The 18,359-nt window shown below is 62.1% G+C and carries 21 protein-coding genes and 1 pseudogene; 8 read left to right on the forward strand and 14 right to left on the reverse strand.

Annotated elements, in window-relative coordinates:
* Positions 1–1,085: 1,085 nt before the first annotated feature.
* The 4 genes from IV498_RS07245 (at position 1,086) to IV498_RS07260 (ending at position 5,701) form a co-directional block, all read left to right on the forward strand.
* Positions 1,086–3,101 carry a cytochrome c oxidase assembly protein gene (locus IV498_RS07245; protein ID WP_269045893.1) on the forward strand — a complete coding sequence of 672 codons (2,016 nt, stop codon included), beginning with the start codon at positions 1,086–1,088 and terminating at the stop codon, positions 3,099–3,101.
* 33 nt (positions 3,102–3,134) lie between these two features.
* The gene (locus IV498_RS07250) at positions 3,135–4,514 is read left to right on the forward strand and encodes an MBL fold metallo-hydrolase (protein WP_269045894.1); all 1,380 of its coding nucleotides are present in this window, start codon (positions 3,135–3,137) and stop codon (positions 4,512–4,514) included.
* Positions 4,498–4,998, forward strand: a complete 501-nt coding sequence (locus IV498_RS07255; protein ID WP_269045895.1) for a hypothetical protein — start codon at positions 4,498–4,500, stop codon at positions 4,996–4,998. The genes IV498_RS07250 and IV498_RS07255 overlap by 17 nt, the downstream gene beginning before the upstream one ends.
* A 247-nt stretch (positions 4,999–5,245) precedes the next feature.
* Complete coding sequence (locus tag IV498_RS07260) at positions 5,246–5,701, forward strand: arsenate-mycothiol transferase ArsC (RefSeq protein WP_269045896.1); 456 nt, start codon at positions 5,246–5,248, stop codon at positions 5,699–5,701.
* A gap of 131 nt (positions 5,702–5,832) precedes the next feature.
* On the opposite strand, the gene IV498_RS07265 is transcribed toward IV498_RS07260, so the two are convergent.
* Together IV498_RS07265 and IV498_RS19040 are read right to left on the reverse strand one after the other, a co-directional pair.
* Positions 5,833–6,381, reverse strand: coding sequence for an MFS transporter (locus IV498_RS07265; protein WP_269045897.1), 549 nt, complete (start codon positions 6,379–6,381; stop codon positions 5,833–5,835).
* Positions 6,382–6,457: 76 nt separating this feature from the next.
* Positions 6,458–6,955 (reverse strand): annotated as a pseudogene (locus IV498_RS19040) (MFS transporter); the annotation flags it as partial.
* Between the two features lie 181 nt (positions 6,956–7,136).
* Here IV498_RS19040 and IV498_RS07270 point away from each other — a divergent pair.
* Positions 7,137–7,580 (forward strand): heavy metal-responsive transcriptional regulator, encoded by a 444-nt coding sequence (locus IV498_RS07270; protein WP_269045898.1) that lies wholly within the window; start codon positions 7,137–7,139, stop codon positions 7,578–7,580.
* On the opposite strand, the gene IV498_RS19045 is transcribed toward IV498_RS07270, so the two are convergent.
* On the reverse strand, positions 7,552–7,815 hold the full coding sequence (locus tag IV498_RS19045) for a four-helix bundle copper-binding protein (protein WP_442951311.1): 264 nt from the start codon (positions 7,813–7,815) through the stop codon (positions 7,552–7,554). The two genes, IV498_RS07270 and IV498_RS19045, sit on opposite strands and share 29 nt — an antisense overlap.
* A gap of 358 nt (positions 7,816–8,173) precedes the next feature.
* Here IV498_RS19045 and IV498_RS07275 point away from each other — a divergent pair, with 358 nt between their 5' ends.
* Positions 8,174–8,782: a recombinase family protein gene (locus tag IV498_RS07275; protein ID WP_269045899.1), complete on the forward strand. Its 609-nt coding sequence runs from the start codon at positions 8,174–8,176 to the stop codon at positions 8,780–8,782.
* A 106-nt stretch (positions 8,783–8,888) separates the two neighbouring features.
* Here the strand turns inward: IV498_RS07275 and IV498_RS07280 are convergent, their stop codons facing one another.
* The 3 genes from IV498_RS07280 to IV498_RS07290 are packed head-to-tail and all read right to left on the reverse strand — an operon-like array spanning position 8,889 to position 10,455.
* Complete coding sequence (locus IV498_RS07280; protein WP_269045900.1) at positions 8,889–9,683, reverse strand: hypothetical protein; 795 nt, start codon at positions 9,681–9,683, stop codon at positions 8,889–8,891.
* 4 nt (positions 9,684–9,687) lie between these two features.
* A complete protein-coding gene (locus tag IV498_RS07285) occupies positions 9,688–9,834 on the reverse strand; it encodes a hypothetical protein (RefSeq protein ID WP_269045901.1) in 147 nt (48 codons plus the stop codon).
* Positions 9,835–9,894: 60 nt separating this feature from the next.
* Positions 9,895–10,455, reverse strand: a complete 561-nt coding sequence (locus IV498_RS07290; protein ID WP_269045902.1) for a dihydrofolate reductase family protein — start codon at positions 10,453–10,455, stop codon at positions 9,895–9,897.
* A 210-nt stretch (positions 10,456–10,665) separates the two neighbouring features.
* Here IV498_RS07290 and IV498_RS07295 point away from each other — a divergent pair, with 210 nt between their 5' ends.
* Positions 10,666–11,058: a VOC family protein gene (locus IV498_RS07295; RefSeq protein ID WP_269045903.1), complete on the forward strand. Its 393-nt coding sequence runs from the start codon at positions 10,666–10,668 to the stop codon at positions 11,056–11,058.
* Here the strand turns inward: IV498_RS07295 and IV498_RS07300 are convergent, their stop codons facing one another.
* The 5 genes from IV498_RS07300 to IV498_RS07320 all read right to left on the reverse strand — a co-directional run bounded on the left by IV498_RS07300 (position 11,059) and on the right by IV498_RS07320 (position 15,408).
* A complete protein-coding gene (locus IV498_RS07300) occupies positions 11,059–12,651 on the reverse strand; it encodes an ABC-F family ATP-binding cassette domain-containing protein (protein ID WP_269045904.1) in 1,593 nt (530 codons plus the stop codon).
* Positions 12,652–12,860: 209 nt separating this feature from the next.
* On the reverse strand, positions 12,861–13,238 hold the full coding sequence (locus IV498_RS07305; RefSeq protein WP_269045905.1) for a VOC family protein: 378 nt from the start codon (positions 13,236–13,238) through the stop codon (positions 12,861–12,863).
* Between the two features lie 110 nt (positions 13,239–13,348).
* A complete protein-coding gene (locus tag IV498_RS07310; protein WP_269045906.1) occupies positions 13,349–14,131 on the reverse strand; it encodes a COG4705 family protein in 783 nt (260 codons plus the stop codon).
* Between the two features lie 165 nt (positions 14,132–14,296).
* Positions 14,297–14,728, reverse strand: coding sequence for a DinB family protein (locus IV498_RS07315; protein ID WP_269045907.1), 432 nt, complete (start codon positions 14,726–14,728; stop codon positions 14,297–14,299).
* Positions 14,725–15,408: a class I SAM-dependent methyltransferase gene (locus IV498_RS07320; RefSeq protein ID WP_269045908.1), complete on the reverse strand. Its 684-nt coding sequence runs from the start codon at positions 15,406–15,408 to the stop codon at positions 14,725–14,727. Before IV498_RS07320 ends, IV498_RS07315 begins: the two co-directional genes overlap by 4 nt.
* A gap of 64 nt (positions 15,409–15,472) precedes the next feature.
* Between IV498_RS07320 and IV498_RS07325 the strand changes: the two genes are divergently transcribed.
* Positions 15,473–15,691 carry a DUF6480 family protein gene (locus tag IV498_RS07325; RefSeq protein WP_269045909.1) on the forward strand — a complete coding sequence of 73 codons (219 nt, stop codon included), beginning with the start codon at positions 15,473–15,475 and terminating at the stop codon, positions 15,689–15,691.
* Positions 15,692–15,908: 217 nt separating this feature from the next.
* Here the strand turns inward: IV498_RS07325 and IV498_RS07330 are convergent, their stop codons facing one another.
* Genes IV498_RS07330 through IV498_RS07340 form a run of 3 tightly spaced genes read right to left on the reverse strand, consistent with a single transcriptional unit; the run spans position 15,909 to position 18,229 of the window.
* Entirely contained in the window at positions 15,909–16,172 is a 264-nt protein-coding gene (locus tag IV498_RS07330; RefSeq protein ID WP_269045910.1) for a CDGSH iron-sulfur domain-containing protein, read from the reverse strand.
* Positions 16,169–17,191, reverse strand: a complete 1,023-nt coding sequence (locus IV498_RS07335) for a glycosyltransferase (protein ID WP_269045911.1) — start codon at positions 17,189–17,191, stop codon at positions 16,169–16,171. The genes IV498_RS07330 and IV498_RS07335 overlap by 4 nt, the downstream gene beginning before the upstream one ends.
* A 3-nt stretch (positions 17,192–17,194) precedes the next feature.
* A complete protein-coding gene (locus IV498_RS07340; RefSeq protein WP_269045912.1) occupies positions 17,195–18,229 on the reverse strand; it encodes an iron-containing redox enzyme family protein in 1,035 nt (344 codons plus the stop codon).
* Positions 18,230–18,359: the final 130 nt, after the last annotated feature.

Genomic DNA, 18,359 nt, shown 5'->3' on the forward strand with positions numbered 1-18,359 from the left:
ATGAAGGTTTGGAGCATCTGGCGCAGCAGATCCGGGGAGGCCTGCTCGAGCTGCTCGGACAGGAAACGGGTCGGATCGATAGAATAAGGTGCGGTCATCGCGGAGTTCTCCTTCAGGAAAGACATTGGACTGTCATTTCCAAGGATCACGCGGTGACCGCCTCTACGCTATCGCAACACGCCCATCAGGGCCGGTTACACCACGGTAGTGGACGCTACCCAATAAACGGCCCCGTCAGAGAGAGTGCGCGTGGACATCTCAGCTGTGGCCCTACCGTCAGGTGCTCGCCGGAACCGGCTCGGACCGAATCCGGGTCCGGGTCCGCCCGAAGGGGCCCATCCGCGTGCCAGCGCGTTGGCCCGTATGTGCGGGCTCAGGAAAACGACGCCGACTCCTTCGCCGCAGCGGACTTCGATGAGGCTCACGCCCACCACTGTGCGCTACGGCACCGGATAACGGGCGGGCTGTCAGCCCCGAAGCGGATGCGCCACGCCCCGATCGCCCAAGGATTATGGCCCACTGCACGGCCGCCGGGCCCGCGTACTGACAACCACCGGTGGGAGGGAGCAGAAGACGAAGACGAAGACGACGGTGAGTGCGCTCTCCGGCAGTGGATCCAGGGCCTCCACCCCGCTTGGCCCCTCCGCGTCACCTGAGGTTATCCATTCCCTCGTCCGTTCCGCGGTTCCGGGCGATGGCGGAGAATTCCCTCGGGCCGCCGATCCATTCGGCATCGTTCCTTTTTTGGTGACGCCCCCGCCCTCCGGCCTTTCCGGCCACTACCGGACAGCACCAGCCATGGCGCCCCCGCTTTTACAGCCCCTTGGCATCTGTGCTGGAGATGGGCCTTACCGTACGCATCCAACGTACGGTAAGGCCAGGTTAGCGATAAGTTACTAGCCTCTATAGTATTTATAGGATGGAGTGCCGTACCGATTGAGGATCCGGATCACAGGCAAACGACGTTCGAGGAGTCAGTTCATGATGAGTAACCTCCACCTCCCGCGCCGGCGAGGTGGCCCCCCATGTTGGAGGTACGATCACAACATCGGTGCCAGCCGGACAAGTTTCACCCGGCTCACGTAGTGTCACAACTGATCCGAGGCGCCATACCGGCAGGGATCCTTGCCTTCACCTTTGGGGCCGCACTGGCGGCATTGAACTACGGCGGTGTGAGCTTCGAAGCGGCGCGTGGATCCGATGCGATGGTCCTATGGGTACTGCCCTTGGCCAAGTTACTCTTCAACATTTCTGCGGCGGGCACCGTCGGAACATTGATTTTAATCTGTTTCGCGCTGAGCCCGGGCACGCGGGAGTACCGTAGAGCACTTAATTTCGCTGCGGCGTGGGCGGCGGTTTGGACCGTCACCTCGGCGGCTTCGGCCGTCCTGTCATATATTGACGCCGCCCCTGGAGTGCTTGACTTCGGAAACGCCTTCGGCCCCCAGTTTCCTCTCTTCCTCACCACTATCGGACTGGGGCAAACGTGGTCCGTGACTACGCTGATCGCGGCAACTGTTGCCCTTGGGTGCTTAATTGTCGGAAATATCGGCGCAGTGGCCATGGTGGGTGTGCTGGCGGCCGTGGGCATGGTGCCCCTGACACTTAACAGTCATCCGAACTACGGGGCCAACCATGAACCGGGAATGGCGGCGTTGGGCCTGCATATCATCTCCGCCGCCGTGTGGCTGGGCGGCATGATGGCGCTCGTGGCAGTGCGTCCCTTCCTGAGAGCCGACCGGCTCGTCCCGGTAGTGAGACGCTATTCAACCCTTGCCTTGATCTGCTACATCGTTCTTGCCGCGTCCGGTTACCTCAAAGCAACGATAAGCATCGGCAGCTTCGAGAACCTCTGGTCCCCCTATGGAGTTCTGGTCCTGGCCAAGGGGGCTGCCCTCCTCGTCCTGGGCGCAGCCGGTTTCCTACAACGCCGCTGGATCGTCAGGGCAATGGAGTCCCGTGGAGTGGGAAGCATCAAATACTTTTGGGGGCTCGTCGCGGGGGAACTGGCCTTCCTGGGCATAGCATCAGGGATCGCCGCCGCACTTGCCCGCGTCGATGATCCAAATGGTAACGTCCCGAGCGCCTATGCGACTCTGGCAGAGAATATGGTCGATCATCGGTTACCCGCCTACCCGACCCTCTGGCACTATCTACTGGAAACGCGGTTCGATCCGATTTGGGTACTGCTGTGCTGCGTCGGTATCTTCGCCTATGTGGCAGGCGTGCGACGTCTGCATCGGCGTGGTCAACGGTGGCCCCCGCACCGAACCGTATCTTGGCTCGTAGGTGCCCTGGCCCTGCTCTATATCAGCAACGGCGGCGTCAACGCCTACCGTGGGTTCCTTTTCAGCGCACATGCCATCACCCAAATGGCACTGCTTACGATCATTCCGCTGCTTCTGGTTGCAGGTGCTCCGGTGGCTTTGGCGGGACGGGCCATCAGGGCCCGCGGTGACGGAAGCCGCGGTGGCCGGGAATGGATAAGGGTGATCGCCCGTTCACGCCTCGTCGTCGTCGCCACCGCCCCACTCGCTGCCACAGGAGTGCTCCTGGCCTCGCTGCTGATCTTTTATTACCCACCTGTGCTGCGGTGGAGCATTAGCAATCAAATCGGTCATCAGTGGATGATGGTCCACCTCCTTCTGGCGGGCTCACTTTTCGTGACATCAGTCATTCGAGGGCACTCACCTTTCTCCAGACCATCCGCAGGGCCCCTTATTGCGGTCGGAGTGGTTTTAGTGGGCTTTGCGGTTTTGGGAATCGCGCTTGCGGCCGGCACGGATCTCCTGCAACCGCAGTGGTACGGCGCCATGGGCCGGCCGTGGGGAATGGATCCTCTCCACGACCAGCAAGCCGGCGGCACGGTCGTGGTGATCATCGCCGTCCTGCAGACGGCCGGACTTGCGATTATGATCGCACGCACCCGTTGCCTCCGTCCTTCACACCTGACACCGTCGACCGGGACCGAAGATCAGGTTCCCAGCACCAGTGGGGGCGCCCGCCAGGACCACGAGCCCGTGGGCGACGGCTCAGATTCCTGCGCCCGGCTCGACGGGGACGCACCAAAGAATTCTTCCAGCCCATCCGAAGCCCACTGATGGGACAGCAAAAGTGATTAAGGAGCAAAAAGTATGGACGTGATCGTCATTGACACCCCCCAACTCGGGGACCGAAGCTACCTCGTGCACGACGGCGAGGCAGCCATCATCATCGACCCGCAGCGGGACATCGACCGGGTGGAGAAGGCCGCCGCCGAGGCAGGCGTGCGGATCACGCACGTTGCCGAGACCCACATGCATAACGACTACGTCACTGGAGGCCTGGAACTGGCGCTGAGCCACGGCGCGGCCTACCTGGTCAACGCCGCCGATCCGGTGACGTTTGAGCACCAGCCCATAGCCGACGGCGAGAGCGTCGCCGTCGGAAAAATGCTTGTGAAGGCCGTCGCAACTCCCGGACATACCCACACGCACCTCTCCTACATCGTCACCTCCGAGGCCGGGCACCAGGCGGTGTTCTCCGGCGGCAGTCTGCTCTACGGCTCGGTGGGGCGCACAGACCTGGTCAGTACCGACGACACCGTCAAATTGACGCACGACCAGTACGCCTCCGTGCGCCGCCTGGTCCAGGCGGCCGGCCATGAGGCCCAGCTTTACCCGACCCACGGCTTCGGATCCTTCTGCTCCTCCGGCCCGTCAACCGGCGCCGGCTCCTCGACCGTGGGCGAGCAGCTGCAGTCCAATCACGCCCTGACCGATCCTGACGAAGAACACTTCGTTGAGGAACTGATCGCCAACCTCAGCGCCTACCCGTCGTACTACGCCCACATGGGCGCGGCCAACACCTTCGGACCCGGGCCGGCGGACCTATCCGTACCGGATTCCCTCGAGGCCGCCGAGCTTTCCCGCCGCCTCGCGGAAGGGGAGTGGGTCGTAGACCTGCGCAACCGTGTGGCGTTTGCCAGTAACCACCTGCAGGGCACCGTGAGCTTCGAATATGGCGACGGTTCCAGCTTTACGGCTTTTCTGGGGTGGGTCCTGCCCTGGGATAAGCAGCTGACGCTGGTCGGTGCCCACCAAGACGTCAAAAACGCCATCCGGGATCTTTCCCGCATTGGCATCGATTCCCCGGACGCCGCCATCGGAAACGAACCGGCCCAGCTCGCCCCCGGCACACCTGCGGTCCACTACCGACGCGTGGGTTGGGAAGACGTTCCACGCGAACGTACGGAAGGGGAAACCCTCCTCGATGTGCGCCGCACGGACGAATACCGAGCCTTGCACATCACCGGAGCTGTGAACATCCCGCTGCACGAACTGCTCACCCGAATGCACGAAGTGCCTGCCGGAATAATCTGGGTGCACTGCGCCTCCGGCTACCGCTCGGGAGTGGCAGCGAGCCTCCTTCAGCGAGCCGACCGGAACCCCGTACACATCGATGCCATGTTCGGCGACGCCGCAGACGCGGGGATGGAAATAAAACGAATGGGAGTACATGATGAACATTCCTAAACGGCATTTGGCCATGCTGACAGCTGCCTTGATTTTGCTGTCCGGCTGCGCCGCCTCTGCGGCTGACTCAGCCTCGCAGCGCTCCCCTGCACCGGGAGCAGCATCTCTATCCCCAAGCGCATCCGCGCCCGAAACGTCCGTATCTCCCAGCCCGTCCTCCGATAGCCCGTCAGCCAGCATTAAGGCTGCCAAAAGTCCGGCCGTCGGTGAGCCCACGGACGCCACCAAAATGGTGTGCGGCCAGGAAACGCAGGACAACGTCGCCAAAATCCTGGCCCTCCAGGACAAGCCAAAGCCCGTCAGCAGCTGGATGAACCAGCTGTACACCTGCACCTATGCCCTTGCCGATGGCCCCCTGGTACTCACCGTGAAGGAATCGGCAAATCCTGCGGCCGCGAAAAAGTATTTCGATGCCCTCCTGACCAAGATTTCCAGCAGCAGTCCCATCGGGGGGGCTCGCCAACCTGGGGCTTCCGGCCTTTGAAACCTCGGACGGAACCGTGGCCTTCGTCAAGGACAGCATGACCCTCCACGTGGACGCCTCCAAGCTGCCAGCGGAGATCGGACCCGACGCACTCTCACCGAACGGGCTGGCGTACGAAGTCGCTACCGCCGTACTGGCCTGCTGGCAAGGCAAATAATCTGACACCCTCCAGCCCAAGTCCCCGCACCCGGCCACAAAAAAAGGTACCCAAGCCTTACGGCAATGATGATGGTCTTGAAAAAGTGGTGTGACCCCTAAGCCTGATCCGCGACCCCTCGGCGGGGCAGTCTCCTACCTCGTTCTCTTCGTATGTTTGAAGAACGGCGGAAAATCCCAGATGGCAGGCGGACTCATGCGCCACCTCGCGGGGGATGCCGTCACCGTCTACACCGCTGGCACCAAACCCGGTACATCCCTGAACGCCCAGTCCGTGGATTCCCTGGCGGAGCTGAGGATCGACATCAGCGGCGAACACACCAAACCCATCACCACCGACATGCTCGCCAACGTCAACCTGATCATCACTCTCGGCAGCGAGGCGGTTGTGGACCCGATACCGGGGATTGAGATCCACAACTGGGACACCGACGAACCCTCCCTGCGCGGCATCGACGGGATGGAAGGGATGCGCCTGGTCCGCGACGATATCAAGAACCAGGTGCTGGCCCTGGTAAAGGAACTTAGCATCGACACAGTCCCATGACCCCGGACCGTCCCCTTCATATGTGCTCCCGGTTGTGACTGTTAGCTAGGATTGGCGGTTAATCTCGGTTTCGGACGGCGGTTTGTAGAAGTATCCGGAACGTTGAGCCAGGTAGCGGCGAGGGTGGTCGGCTATCGTCTCATCTTCTCGGGGGATACCGTTTGGAGTCCCCTCCAGCCTGTCAATGCGGCAGCAAACAAGAGGGCTGCTCCGATGTAGAAAACTGCCCTAATACCGAACAGGTCTGCGGCGAGGCCGCCTAGGAGCAGGGAGATTAGCCTTCCGGATTGCCAGAGCATGTCAAAGGTGGCGAAAATCCGTCCCCGCAGTTTCTCGGGGACTTCTGCTTGAAGGAGGGAGTTGAACGTGACCGCCCCGGTGGATGTGCCTAGCCCGTACACGACTAGGGCAGTCATCGCCGAAATCAGCCCGGTGACGGTGGCTAGGACGGCATCAATGAGCCCGCGTAGCACGAAGGGCCCAAGAACGAATTCCGGTCGTCGTGGGTTATCAGTAATTTTGGATAGCGCTAGCGGTCCAAGTGCGGCTCCTACACCGATTGCACCGAGGAGCAGCCCGAAATCTTGTTCCTCGAGTTGGAGGTGGTCTTGTGCTAGGACGACGAGGAGCGCGCCGGTCGCGCCGGCTGAGAGTGCGGCCAGGAATTGAGTCGCTGCCAAGGCCCGAAGCATCTTGTGGCCCGCGAGTTCGGCGAGGCCTTCGCGGGCGTCCCCGGTACCAGGAAGAACGTTTCGCGCTTGCAGGTTGGGTCGGTAGTTTCAAGCGCAGGAGTACCGCCGCTGAGACGAGATAGCTCGCGGCGTTGATCCAGAACGCCCACTCATATCCGAACCTTACGGCGACGACTCCGGCCAAGGGTGCGAGAACAATTTGTGAGACGACGGCCGCGGTCCAGATCCCGCTGTTAGCAGCGACCAGTTCGCGTTCTTTCACGATGGAGGGCAACACGGATTGTGCTGCAGGGTTGAAGAATACCGCTGCCGCGGACAGGCCGACGGCTGCGAGGTAGACGTTGATGATATTGGTGTCAACGAACGGCAGTGCGAAAGCCAGGGCAGCTCTGACGAGATCGGCGGTGATCATCACTTTTACCCGTGGCAGCCGGTCCACCAGCGTCCCGGCCAGGGGGGCCAGAAGGAGGACCGGGATGATTTCAGCGATCACCACCCCAGAAACCCCTAACCCGGAGCCGGTCAGGGAGTAGACCAGCAGGACCAGGGCAACGGTGTTGAAGGCATCCCCCCCATTGCGAGATGGTCCGTGCCGTCCATAAGATCCGGTACGGCTTTTGTTTCAGCAAGGATGTGAGTGAAGTCCGGGTAGGCATGGTCCGATTTTTCCAGGTCAGTGGTGTTGGCAGTCCTGGCCTTTACGCCACAACCTTCCACCCGGCTGTAATATTCGGGTGGGAGGAATGATGAGAATTGGTGAAGTTGCCCAGGCGGCGGGCGTAAATCCGAAAACGATTCGGTACTACGAATCCATTGGAGTTCTCCCGGAGCCTGCCCGGACGGGTTCAGGGTATCGGGATTACGATAAGTCGTTCCCCGACCGGCTAACGTTCATCCGCACCGCCCAGCGGTTGGGCGTCACCCTGGATGAGATCAGGGAAATCCTCTCGTTTAGGGAACGGGGAGAGACACCCTGCGCGTATGTGCGTGATGTTCTTGATGCACAGCTGGAAGGGATCGGCCGACGTATACAAGAACTCGAACTGCTGCGTGAGCAACTAACAGAGATTGCATCCGAGGCAGATAGGCTTCCACCAGCGACCGCCAACGGCATCTGCCAGCTCATTGAACATGTCCGTCAGACCCGAACGGCGCTGCCTAACCAGCCATTTGGCGGCAGGCCTTAGCGGTCGCGCGGCACGCGTCGGCGCATTCATCCATGCCGGTGCGTTCGCATTCTTCGGCACACCGGTCGCACGCTTCAGCGCAGAGCCTGCAGATTTCCGCTGTCAGATCGCTGCCCCGGGCCAGGAGGGAAATGCAGGTTCTGCAGATTTCAGCACAGTCGGAGCAGAGCGCGATGCACTTAGCCAGGTCCTTATCGCCCCCTGATTCGCGCAGTCCTGGGCGCACGCGCCGCATTTCGCCACGCAGTCGCCCAGGATCTCGATGATCTGCTTGGTCTGATTTTCAATCAAAGACACAGTGAACCTTTCGTTGGTTTCTTCCTTCAGGTCTTTTCAGCCTGAACCTTCCCGTCGCTGGAAGGTCAACCCACCACACGGCGTTCGCCGACAGGCGGTATCTGCTCGGTCATGCCGCCTGGTGACAACACGCACAGGACAACAAACAAAATGGCCTACTGGTCTTGTTGCATATTCGACCGGTTCTGAGACGACCCGGCACCAGGCGCCGCACCGACACCAATCCGTCCACAACCCATCTCACAACAGGTCGGCGAATACCGGTGTTGTGAGATGGGTTGTGCGACAGTAGAAGAATGGCGACCCAACATTTCGATCTCATCGGCTACACCCGCGTCTCCACCAACGGACAAGACGCCCAACTCCAACGAGACGCCCTCAAAACGGCCGGCTGCGGCCGGATCTTCGAAGACAAAATCTCCAGCCGCGCCACCGCCCGCCCAGGGCTCGCCGAAGCCCTCGACCATCTCCGTCCGACAGACACCCTGTGCGTGTGGAAATTGGACCGCCTCGGCCGGTCAGTGAAAGAAGTCCTCACCATCGCCGATAGCCTCCACGACCAAGGAGTCGGCCTGCGGATTCTCACCGGCACCCTCACCGGGACCTACAACCCGACCGGAGAAGGGAAATTCTTCTTCGTCATGATGGCTGCGTTCGCCGAACTCGAGCGCGACATGATCCGCGAACGAACCATGGCCGGCCTCGCAGCCGCCCGGGCCCAAGGCCGCACCGGCGGGCGCCCAACAGTCATGGATACCGACACCCTCTCAGCCGCCCGGGCCAGGCAGGCCAAAGGCGAAAGTCCCACCCAGATCGCCAAAGCTCTCGGCGTCTCCCGCGCATCCATCTACCGCCACCTCCCAACCAGCAACCCCCGAACCCTGCCACCGGGACAGAATCCTTAGCGCCAACCACTGTTCCACTGCAGGTCAGACGCCGGACCTGCGCCTTTTTTTCACTGGCGCCGGCCCGTTCGAAGTAGCTCGCGGCGCCGTACAGGTGCTGCAGTGCCTACCGTGCCTGCCCCTGCTCTTGCAGGCATCGGCCCAGCAGGAATGACGCCTTGCCTGCGGTGTGACTGGCCAGCATCCCGAACTGAGCGCAGACCGGACGCAACAGCTCCACTGCTTCGTCCGTCTCCCCCATTTGGTGATGCCACTGCGCGCGGGTCATAACAAGCTCGAGCCGCTCGGGTGGATTACCGCCAACTATTTCGGCGGCCAGTTCGGCCCGCTCAATGCATTCGAGCGTCTGCTGATCAACGATCTGCGCTGTAAGGCGCATCTGAGCCGAATCCGAATTAAATTTGGCCCAGAGATCCAGGTCCGTGGCGGGAGAGAGATGACGGGCGGCCCGCTCATGGTACCGCTGCCCCTCCTGGACACGGTCGCGCAGGAACGCGACATTTCCAATGGCCCAATACGTTTTGCCCGCGATTTGTCCATCGATATCTTCGGTGAGCAGGTCCTCCAGCAGCTGGCATTCCGTCCAGGCTTCGGGCACCCGGTCGCTCTCAGCCAGCGCCGAGATCAGCGCCAGCTGTGCCTGCACCCGGAGCGGGGTAGCCTCCGGCCCCGGGGCAACCGCCGCGTGAGCTTCAGCGCGAACCGCCGCAGCCGTTGCCGCGGTGACGGCCTGCCGCAGCTGCCCAAGCCCGCGCAGCGCTAAGGAGAGCAGCGTGGACGCCCGGCTGCCCAGCAGCGCCACGTCCGCCGCAATCGGGTGGCCGGCCAGGCTCCTGGCCAGTTCTTCGCATTGCTGCACCGCTCCCTGCTCGCGCAGGCACTCCGCACGGAAAAGCGTCATCTGCCTACCAGGAAAGGTGGTCCCCGTCCTGGCGTGCTGTTTTTGCGGCTTCTTGAGCGCAGTCGCAGGCGGAAGCGTACTCGCGGTTATCCCAATGTTCGCGGGCGCGCAGCTCAGCCAGGGCATAGGAGGTTGATCTGCGGGTGGACATGGTTCCATTAAGCCGCCACTCGCCGGGGAACAGGCTGAATGCCGCAGACGCGCGGTGTTCCTAGGACACCACGCCGTACTTCAGGTACACCACGCCGTTCCGGAAACGGCGTTCGTCCAGCAGTTCCAGCTGCAGCCGGGCGTCCGGCGGGAAAAACCTCAATCCGCCGCCGACCATGAGGGGAGTCAGAAACTGCCCTACCTCATCGATCAAACCCGCCGTGAACGCCTGCGCCGCGAGGGTGGGACCGCCGATGGAGATGTCCCGTTCCGCCGTCGTCTTCATCCTGTGCACCAGATTTGGATCAAATTCGCGCTCGATCCGGGTTTTGGCACTGCGCGCCGACGCCAATGTGGTCGAGTACACGACCTTGTCCGCCGCATGCCATATTCCGGCAAAGTCCTGCCCGACGGACGCTTCGCCCTCTTCGGCATAGAGATCTTCCCAGGCAACCTTCACCTCGTACATCCGGCGTCCGAAAAGATACGTGCCCACTGGCCGCTCCAGCTCGTTGATGAAGGCGTGCACGTCTTCATCCGGAGCGCACCAGTCAAAGCTGCCATCCACATCCGCGACATAGCCGTCCAGGGAGGTGATGCCCGAGTAGATCAACTTGGCCATGCTGTGCCACCCATCTCATGCGCCGTTTACCACTGCTCATGCAGACCTTAGAATCGGCCGGTAGGTAGTGCAACCTTTTTGTGCGAAAGCGCGGGTCTTGATCGGAACGCAACCCGGCAGACGGCGGTGATGTTACGGTGATCACATCATTGCACCATCCGCGTTCCCTGCCGGCGCGTTGGCGACCGTTGAAACGAAAGAGGCTCACAGGTGAGTGCAGCGCTGAACAACATCGGAGCCATTACCCTGTTCGTTGAAGATCTGCAGAGCACCAAGACGTTCTATCAGGACATTTTCACCCTGCCGGTGATCTACGAAGATGAGAGCTCCGCGGTTATAAAGTTCGACAATACGATGATTAACCTGCTCCAGAGTTCCGGTGCGCCCGAACTCGTTGAGCCGGCCACCGCCGCTGGCCCGGGCACCGGGGCGCGCTTTATGTTCAGCATTTGGGTGGAGAACACCGATGCCGTGTGCGCGGATCTCGCCCGTCGTGGCGTGGCACTGCTCAATGGGCCCCTCGATCGGGAATGGGGCAAGCGAACCGCTGCCTTCGCCGATCCGGCAGGCAACATCTGGGAGATCGCCCAGGACCTGCCCTAGTCAGGCCGCGCGGACGTCGATTTCACCCGGTTTACCGGTGTCGGCGCCGAACACGAGCTGCCGGTTGGCGATCTTGTCGCTGAAGAAACGGTCATGGGTGACCACCACGACTGCACCAGGGAAATGCAGCAGCGCCCGTTCCATCACCTGCGTGCTGGACAGGTCCAAGTGGTTGGTGGGTTCGTCCAGCAACAGCACCGAGGCGCCGGAGAGCAGGCACTGTGCCATGGCCACACGGGCCCGCTGCCCACCGGACAGATTGCCGATCCGGGTCTTGAGGTCCGCCTCGGAGAACTGGAACATTGCCAGGAAGCTGTTTACCGATTTTTTCGTCGCGGTGAACGCAAGGCTGCCCGGCAGCGCATTAACCGCATGACTGACCGTGTCGTCGTCGTCGAGCTCGGCAAGCACGCGGTTATAGGACGCCACGCCGGCGCCCTTGGCCCAGACCACCTCGCCGGAATCGGTGGGTTCCCCCCCCGCCAGCACCCGCAGCAGCGTGGTCTTGCCGCTGCCATTGGATCCCAGCACCACAATCCGGTTACCGCGGCGGATCTCGAAGCTCAACCCGGAGAACAGCAGCTTGTCGCCGTAAGATTTGCCGAGCAATTCGACCCGGCAGAGCACATCCTTGACGTGCAGATTTCCATAAATCCCGGTAATGATCTGATCGACCGGCCGCGGGTTGCGGGCTTTCTTGATCTTCGCCAGCTGATTGCCCAGGCCACGGCCGGCCGCCTTGGCCGCCTCACGGCGATCGAGGATGCCTTCGGCCTCAAAGGCGAGCAGCTCGGACTCATGGACAAACTGCTGCTCAAGGGTTTTGAGGCGGAACTGTTTCGCCACCACATACTCGCCGAAATTCCCCGGATATTCATGCAGATGATAGTTTTCCACCTCAATGATGCGCGTGACGACGACGTCCAGGAACCTGCGGTCGTGGGAGACGACGACGGCGGCACCGCGGAAATCCCGAAACCAGTTCTCAAGCCATTCGACGCCGGCGACATCCAGATAGTTCGTCGGTTCGTCCAACAGCAGCACATCCGGGTCTTCCAACAGTATCTTGGCCAGTGCCGCGCGGTTCCGCCAGCCGCCCGAGAGCTCGTCGATCGCGCAAAGTCGGTGCGCCTCATTGAAGCCCAAGGTGGTGAGGACCTTGTCGATTTTGCGCTGGTAATCCCAGCCGTTCAGACGGTCCATCTCCTCGAAGAGTTCGGATTGGCGCCGGATCAGCCGGTCCAGCTCCACCTCCTGAGGATCCGAGGCGATGGCCATATCGATCGTGGCCAGCTCGGTCCCGATCACCTTAATGTTTTCGAACAGAGAGTCCAGGACTTCTGTGATCGTGGCTTCGCCGTTCAGTTCCGAGAACTGGGAAAAGTAACCCACCCTGGTCCCCAGCTCCACGGAGACCGTCCCGGTGTCCGGCGTCACCTGGCCGAGAATGAGTTTCAGAAGAGTGGACTTCCCCGAACCGTTCTTCCCGATCAGGCCAACCCGTTCGCCGGATTCGAGCCTGAAAAACGCTTCCCTCAGAATCTGTGTTTTGTCGAAACGGACATTAACATCCTGCAGCCGGATAAGGCTCATTGCTGTTTCACTCTCGCGTAGGTGGTACGTCGGGGCTTCCGGCAGTGCACGGCCGTCGTTCTTTCCGTCGACCGGCCCCTATCCTTCGGCACACGCATCGACCCGTTGTCCCGAGCGGTGCAGCCTCACACAACTTTAACAGAATCTCAAACGCCAGCGGGCGCCGTTACGCCTCCTGAGGTGTCCACTCAAGCGGTCGGCGACGGGCGTCAGCCGTTGGGTCGGCTGGGGATGTACTGCACCGACCATTTGTTGCCGTCCGGATCGGCGAAATGCACGAACTGGCCCCAGTCCTGAACGTCGATGTCGCTGACGTCGACGCCGGCGTTCTTCAGCTGCGCATGCGCTGCCTCGATGCCGCTCACCACCATTTGCAGGCTGGGGGCGGTGCCCGCAGGAGCATCGGTGAGGCCCTCGCCGAAGCAAATGGAACAGGCGGAGCCCGGCGGAGTGAGCTGAACGAAGCGGATGGATTCGCTGGGCTGTTCATCGAAATCGGCGTGAAAGCCGACCTTGTTCACATAGAAGTCCTTGGCGCGGTCAACGTCGGACACCGGGACAAAGACGAGTTCAAGTTTCCAGTCCATGCGCCACACGCTATCGGAGCCGGCCGGAAATCGGTAGAGGTCGATAGCACTGACATCCACCCAGTCCGCTTAGAGAAAGACCAAGTCATCGAATTTAGGACTTTCGGCGCTTAGTGGTCGAATTCCGCCTCCAGCGCAGCTCGGTTGCCGGGTTTCTGCACGTCCCGGCGCGTTGCGGTCAGGTAAGCAACGAAGACCGCGATCAGAATCGTCAGGACCAACGCCACCCAGCCGGCGCCGATGCCGAGTCCGCTGGCATCGGAAGGCTTCCCGAGCCAGTCGGCCACGGAGGCGCCCAGCGGCCGGGTCACCACGTAGGCGAACCAGAAGGCGAAGATTGAATTGAAACCGAACCGGTGGCCGAGGGCAGGGATCAGGATGATGACGGCGAAAGTGACAGTCGACCCGAAATAACCCAAGGTGAGCGTGTAGGCGACCAAATCACCGAGCGCTGTTCCCAAAGCGAAGGTCGACACGACCGCCAACCAGTAGAAGACCTCCCGCCGGGGCGTGTCGACCTCGTGAATCGACAGCGTCTTCTCCACTGCCCGCCAGGCGAGGAAGACTGCGGCGAGGGCTGCCGCATAGAACGCTGACGAGGCGACATAGGAGACTCCGAAACCAACGTGGAGAACATCCGCGCACATCGTGCCGAACACGCCCACCATCACCACCGCCAGCCAATAGCGCCAGGCGATGTACCGCCCGGCCCTGAACTGGATGAGCATGGCGACCACGAAGCCGGCGAATCCGAGGAGGACAGCGGGAATTGGTCCGATTACGTGCACAAGATAATCGCTTGTAGACTCGCCCATCGCTGTCGACAGTCCCTTGATAACCCAGAACAGCACCGTAATTTCCGGCACCCGCAACCTGCCCTGCCTGACCCTCATGCACACTCCTCCTCGTCCGCCCCGGTTACCCTCTGCTTAAGGTAACCCCTAAAGCTGGGCAGTCGGCTGCCGCGCACTGGCCCGTCCACACACAGCGGGTGCGAGCCTGCCGCTCGTCGTCGTCTCGCTGCTGGGGACTGGACTGGAACTGCGATTACGGGACGGTCAGACGCCGGTGCGGCCATCGATTCGTTCGCGGATCAGATCTGCGTGGCCGACGTGCCTGGCATATTCCCCAATCATGTGGATGTAGATCCAGCGCAGAGTCACCTCTGAACTGTTAAAGGGACTGGTCTCCTCCAGCGCGCGGACGCCGCAGTTCCCGCGGGCACGCGAGACCTCACTTTGCCAGCCGGCAAGGGCCGTCCCGAGGGTGACATCGTCGCTGAGGTCGAATCCGCCGTCGGGCCCTTCGGAGTCCGCCGCAAGCGAGTAAATCGGCGGAACCTGCTCGCCGGTGAGCACCCGGCGAAACCAGTTCCGCTCCACCTCCGCCAGGTGCTGGATGAGGCCAGGAAGAGTAAGTGGAGACGGCGCAGCAGAGGCTTTCCGCAGCTGTTCTTCGCCGAGGTCCCGGCACCTGACAAGGGGCCTCACGGTCGGTGCGCTGTGAACACGAGACTTCCCACGCCGTCGCCCACTGCTTCACCGCGGAAGCCGCCCCAGACGTCGTCGATCGCCAGACCAGCGCCGGCCACCATGGCACGCAGCTGATCCTCGGACCGGAAGCGGATCGGACCCCGCGAAATATGTTCTACGCCGTCGACAGTTACTTCGTGTGAGCTGAAGTCCACCATCCCCGTTTGTTCATCGACCCGTGTGGTTTGATACCAATGTTGGCTGTCCCCGTCGGGCAGATGGACGACCTTGGAACTGCGCGCCTTGGTCCAAGCCTCCCATCCGCGCGCCCTGGGGTCCCGCGCATCAAAAGCGAGGCGGCCGCCGCCAACAAGATGCGCCGCGATGTCCGCGAAGGAGCGGGCCAGCTCTGTATCATCGAGGATCTCCTGGACCACGTTCGACGTCATAATGGCCGCGTCAAAGCGCTCAGTGGTCTCCAGGGCCCGGGAGTCCCCCGCCACCCAGCTGACATGGTCGGCGTGCGGCTGGGCACGGGCGGCGGCAAGCGACGGCAGGTCCGGATCGATCCCCACGACGCTGCAGCCCTTGCCCGAGATCGCCAGCGACAGGCGCCCGGTACCACAGCCCAGGTCCAGTACACGGGCGCCCGGGGTGCGCGTCGCAAACGTCAGGAAGAACTCGTCGTCCGGGCGCACAGGGCGGAAACCGGCGCTCGATGGTTATGCTGGCATTTCAGGACCCAGACAGGAAGGCAGGAGCATGAGCAGCTACCACCCGGAAAATGATCCCACGAATCCGGACCAGCCAGGCAAGGACGGACAGTCGGGCGAGGAGCGGTCTGTGGATAAGTACGACGGCGTGAATCCGAACCCCGCCGACGAGTCCATTACCGGTCTGGAGCCCGGCGGTGGCGTGCCACCGGGGGAAACTCCACCCGCAGCTGCACAGACCGGCGTTGATCGAGGAGGCGAGGACTAGGTCCACGGCTTCGATTCATGGCGATCCAGCTTCGCTGCTTGCCTTCTTGCTGCTGAGCGAGTTTGTGGCCCGCATTTTCCCGCTGGCTGTACGTCGCGTCGCGGACATCGTCCACACTGTCGAAAGTGGAACCCAAGGCGCCCGCAACGGAACCCAACGAGGCGGCAAGCCCTGCTACGAAGAAGAATTCCATCAGAGGCACCAGCGATTGGTTGCGTTACGGCGATTGAGCCTCATTGGGTTCGGGTTCGGTAAATTCGGTCCGGAAGCCGATCAGCTTATGACTGCCGTCGCAGTAGGGTTTAATCCCCGTTGCGCCACACCGGCACAGGGCGACGGTCTTGCGTTGCCGGGGAAGTAACTCCCCGCTGCTGGAGACGATCTCGAAGTCTCCTCGGATCAGCAGCGGGCCGTCAGGGCAGACGACGACAGCCGCTTGGGGTTCCTTCTCCCGCTGTGGCAGGGATTGCTCGTCCATCATGGGTGCTCTCTTCTCTGGGCGCTGCGTATTTTTCCCGCATGCTGAGCATGCAGTTGCTTGGACGAGTGGGCGGCAAGGCTGAGCCGGCTCCCGGAGTAGGAAACACCGCCGGTTCCGCGGAGGACGACGGCGGCCCATATGCAGACGGAGCGCTCCACTAACCATACGGGCGCCCAAAGGGCGGCGCTGGGACTGAAGACCTGCCGACCAGCGTTTTTTCGTCGTCCGGCTTCGGCCACGGTGCAGGCGGCCGTGAGCAAAATGAGCGCCCACCAAGGCCGATGACGGCGAACGGCTTGGTAGCCGGCGGTCAGGAATGCCGGCAGCAACGACAGTTCGAAAACCAAACGCCGGGGCTGGGCGAAATCGTCGTAGGCTTGGCGGATTCGTTGGTGCAGGAAATGCCGGGCACTTGGGGGAACGCGTCCAACGAACACATCGTTGGCCCGCAACTCCCGTCCGCCGGCCGCCCTGATGGTCCTGAGCAACTCAAGATTTTCAAACAACACGTCCCCGTCATAGCCGTCCGTGGCCACCAAAGCCGAGCGCCGCACGCCCAAAGTCCCCGGGAAATCAGCCGAAAAGGCCCGATTGATCAGGCTCCGGGCGGTATCCCAGCGTGCGTGCCACGGGAGCGTCAGAAAATAATTCTGCGGACGTACCACCTCCGCGTCGCTGAGCAGGCTTAGCACCCGCCGCAGGGGCGCACCCTCGTACCGCACGTCGTCGTCGGCAAGCACCAGCAGTTCCGTCTGCGCCAGGGCCACTCCTGTCATTACCGCGGCCACCTTGCCGTTGGCACCGGCCCTGACTTGCGGCCTTACGTGCCGGACTGCGCGGGTAAATGCCTTTGCGTGCGCCTGGAACAAAGGCTCCGCTGAGCCATCCACGAGGATCACGTCGATCCAGCCGGTAAGCCGGTCCAGGTAGGAGACCAACTCGCTCAGGCCCTCATCGGTGCTCCAGCGCAGCGGTAGAATATAGCTTGCCTCCGGGGGCAGTCCGCTGATCTCTGCCACGGCTCAGGCGTTGACGGGCAGCGGCGCCCGCAGCGAGGAGTCTCCGGCCTTCCACGCGGCCATCGTCCGTGCGGAAAGCTGCGCATCGACAGCCAGGGCGGCCATCGCGCCGAAGTATACGTCCGCAAGGAGCGCCGGTTCCGATTCGACCAGACCACCGGCAAGGTCTCTGCCCGCGATCTGTTCATGCACAGCGTCGGCCTCGACGTGCTCGTCAAAGTACCAGGTGACATCCGAGCTGAAACCATGCCGGCGAAAGCCGTTTCCGTAGAATTTGTTGGGCTGTGCGGAGGTCATTTCGTAGATGGCCAAATGTCCCACAATCGCCCCGCGCAGCCGGCGGTTCAATCCGAACATGGACATCATGTTCGTTGAAGCCAGCGTAAGGGCCGGCACGGCGTCAACGTAGGCACCATAGGTGTCGTCGAGGGCAAGCCCACGCATGGTCCGGGCGAAGAGCGCGGAATGCATGCGGTCGGGACGGCCACCGCCATACTCATCGGCCTGGATTTCAACCATCGCCGCTTTTGGACGACCGTTCAGACGCGGAATCGCCCAGGTATGGGGATCGGCTTCCTTAAGCTGGTAAATGGCCTTGTGGACCAGGAACTCGCGCAGCTGCTCCAGAGAAGCCTCCTTGGCAACGTAGCGCGACATGGATGGGCCGCTATCCACTGCGGCGAGGCCGAACAGCACGCTCGCCACCTCGTCGCTGCTGACGGCGTCCAAGTCGGGAAGCTCGACGGCGGCGCGCAGCTCCTGTTCGAATCTTGCCTCGATGCCCTGGCGGACGGCAAGCAGCCCCAGGTTCCACTCCCAACGCTCATCCGCGCCATCCAGTCCACCGTAATGAAGCTCGTAGAGGCAGAACAGGGCGAGTTGAAGGTCTTCGTCGCTGATTAGGCTTTCTGTGGCCGCCACTCCCTGAGTGGCGGCCTTCCGCAAAGAATGGGTTTGCTCGTAGCCCTGATCAGCAGGGCCGCGAAGAACGTCAAGCAACGAGGCGCTGACCGGGCCCCTGGCTGATGGAAATTTCATCACAACTCTCCTGGCTGAGGGACTGCTGACCTGCGAACGGCGAATGCCGACGTGCCTCATTATAAGTTAGGCCAACGGTTAGAAGTGCGAGGGCCGCCGGACGCCGGAGCCGGCTGGAGCAGAAATTCTA

Origin of the sequence: Paenarthrobacter sp. Z7-10, assembly GCF_026932795.1 — a bacterium.
Classification (GTDB): Bacteria; Actinomycetota; Actinomycetes; order Actinomycetales; family Micrococcaceae; genus Arthrobacter_M.

Coding starts and splice junctions, on each gene's coding strand:
- IV498_RS07290 (WP_269045902.1), bottom strand. CDS start 10,455: ATGGCCAAGTTGATCTACTCGGGCATCACCTCCCTGGACGGCTATGTC.
- IV498_RS07255 (WP_269045895.1), top strand. CDS start 4,498: ATGATGAACATTCCTAAACGGCATTTGGCCATGCTGACAGCTGCCTTG.
- IV498_RS07305 (WP_269045905.1), bottom strand. CDS start 13,238: ATGGACTGGAAACTTGAACTCGTCTTTGTCCCGGTGTCCGACGTTGAC.
- IV498_RS07275 (WP_269045899.1), top strand. CDS start 8,174: ATGGCGACCCAACATTTCGATCTCATCGGCTACACCCGCGTCTCCACC.
- IV498_RS07340 (WP_269045912.1), bottom strand. CDS start 18,229: ATGAAATTTCCATCAGCCAGGGGCCCGGTCAGCGCCTCGTTGCTTGAC.
- IV498_RS07280 (WP_269045900.1), bottom strand. CDS start 9,683: ATGACGCTTTTCCGTGCGGAGTGCCTGCGCGAGCAGGGAGCGGTGCAG.
- IV498_RS07325 (WP_269045909.1), top strand. CDS start 15,473: ATGAGCAGCTACCACCCGGAAAATGATCCCACGAATCCGGACCAGCCA.
- IV498_RS07270 (WP_269045898.1), top strand. CDS start 7,137: ATGATGAGAATTGGTGAAGTTGCCCAGGCGGCGGGCGTAAATCCGAAA.
- IV498_RS07250 (WP_269045894.1), top strand. CDS start 3,135: ATGGACGTGATCGTCATTGACACCCCCCAACTCGGGGACCGAAGCTAC.
- IV498_RS07285 (WP_269045901.1), bottom strand. CDS start 9,834: ATGTCCACCCGCAGATCAACCTCCTATGCCCTGGCTGAGCTGCGCGCC.
- IV498_RS07310 (WP_269045906.1), bottom strand. CDS start 14,131: ATGAGGGTCAGGCAGGGCAGGTTGCGGGTGCCGGAAATTACGGTGCTG.
- IV498_RS19045 (WP_442951311.1), bottom strand. CDS start 7,815: ATGCGGCGCGTGCGCCCAGGACTGCGCGAATCAGGGGGCGATAAGGAC.
- IV498_RS07330 (WP_269045910.1), bottom strand. CDS start 16,172: ATGATGGACGAGCAATCCCTGCCACAGCGGGAGAAGGAACCCCAAGCG.
- IV498_RS07300 (WP_269045904.1), bottom strand. CDS start 12,651: ATGAGCCTTATCCGGCTGCAGGATGTTAATGTCCGTTTCGACAAAACA.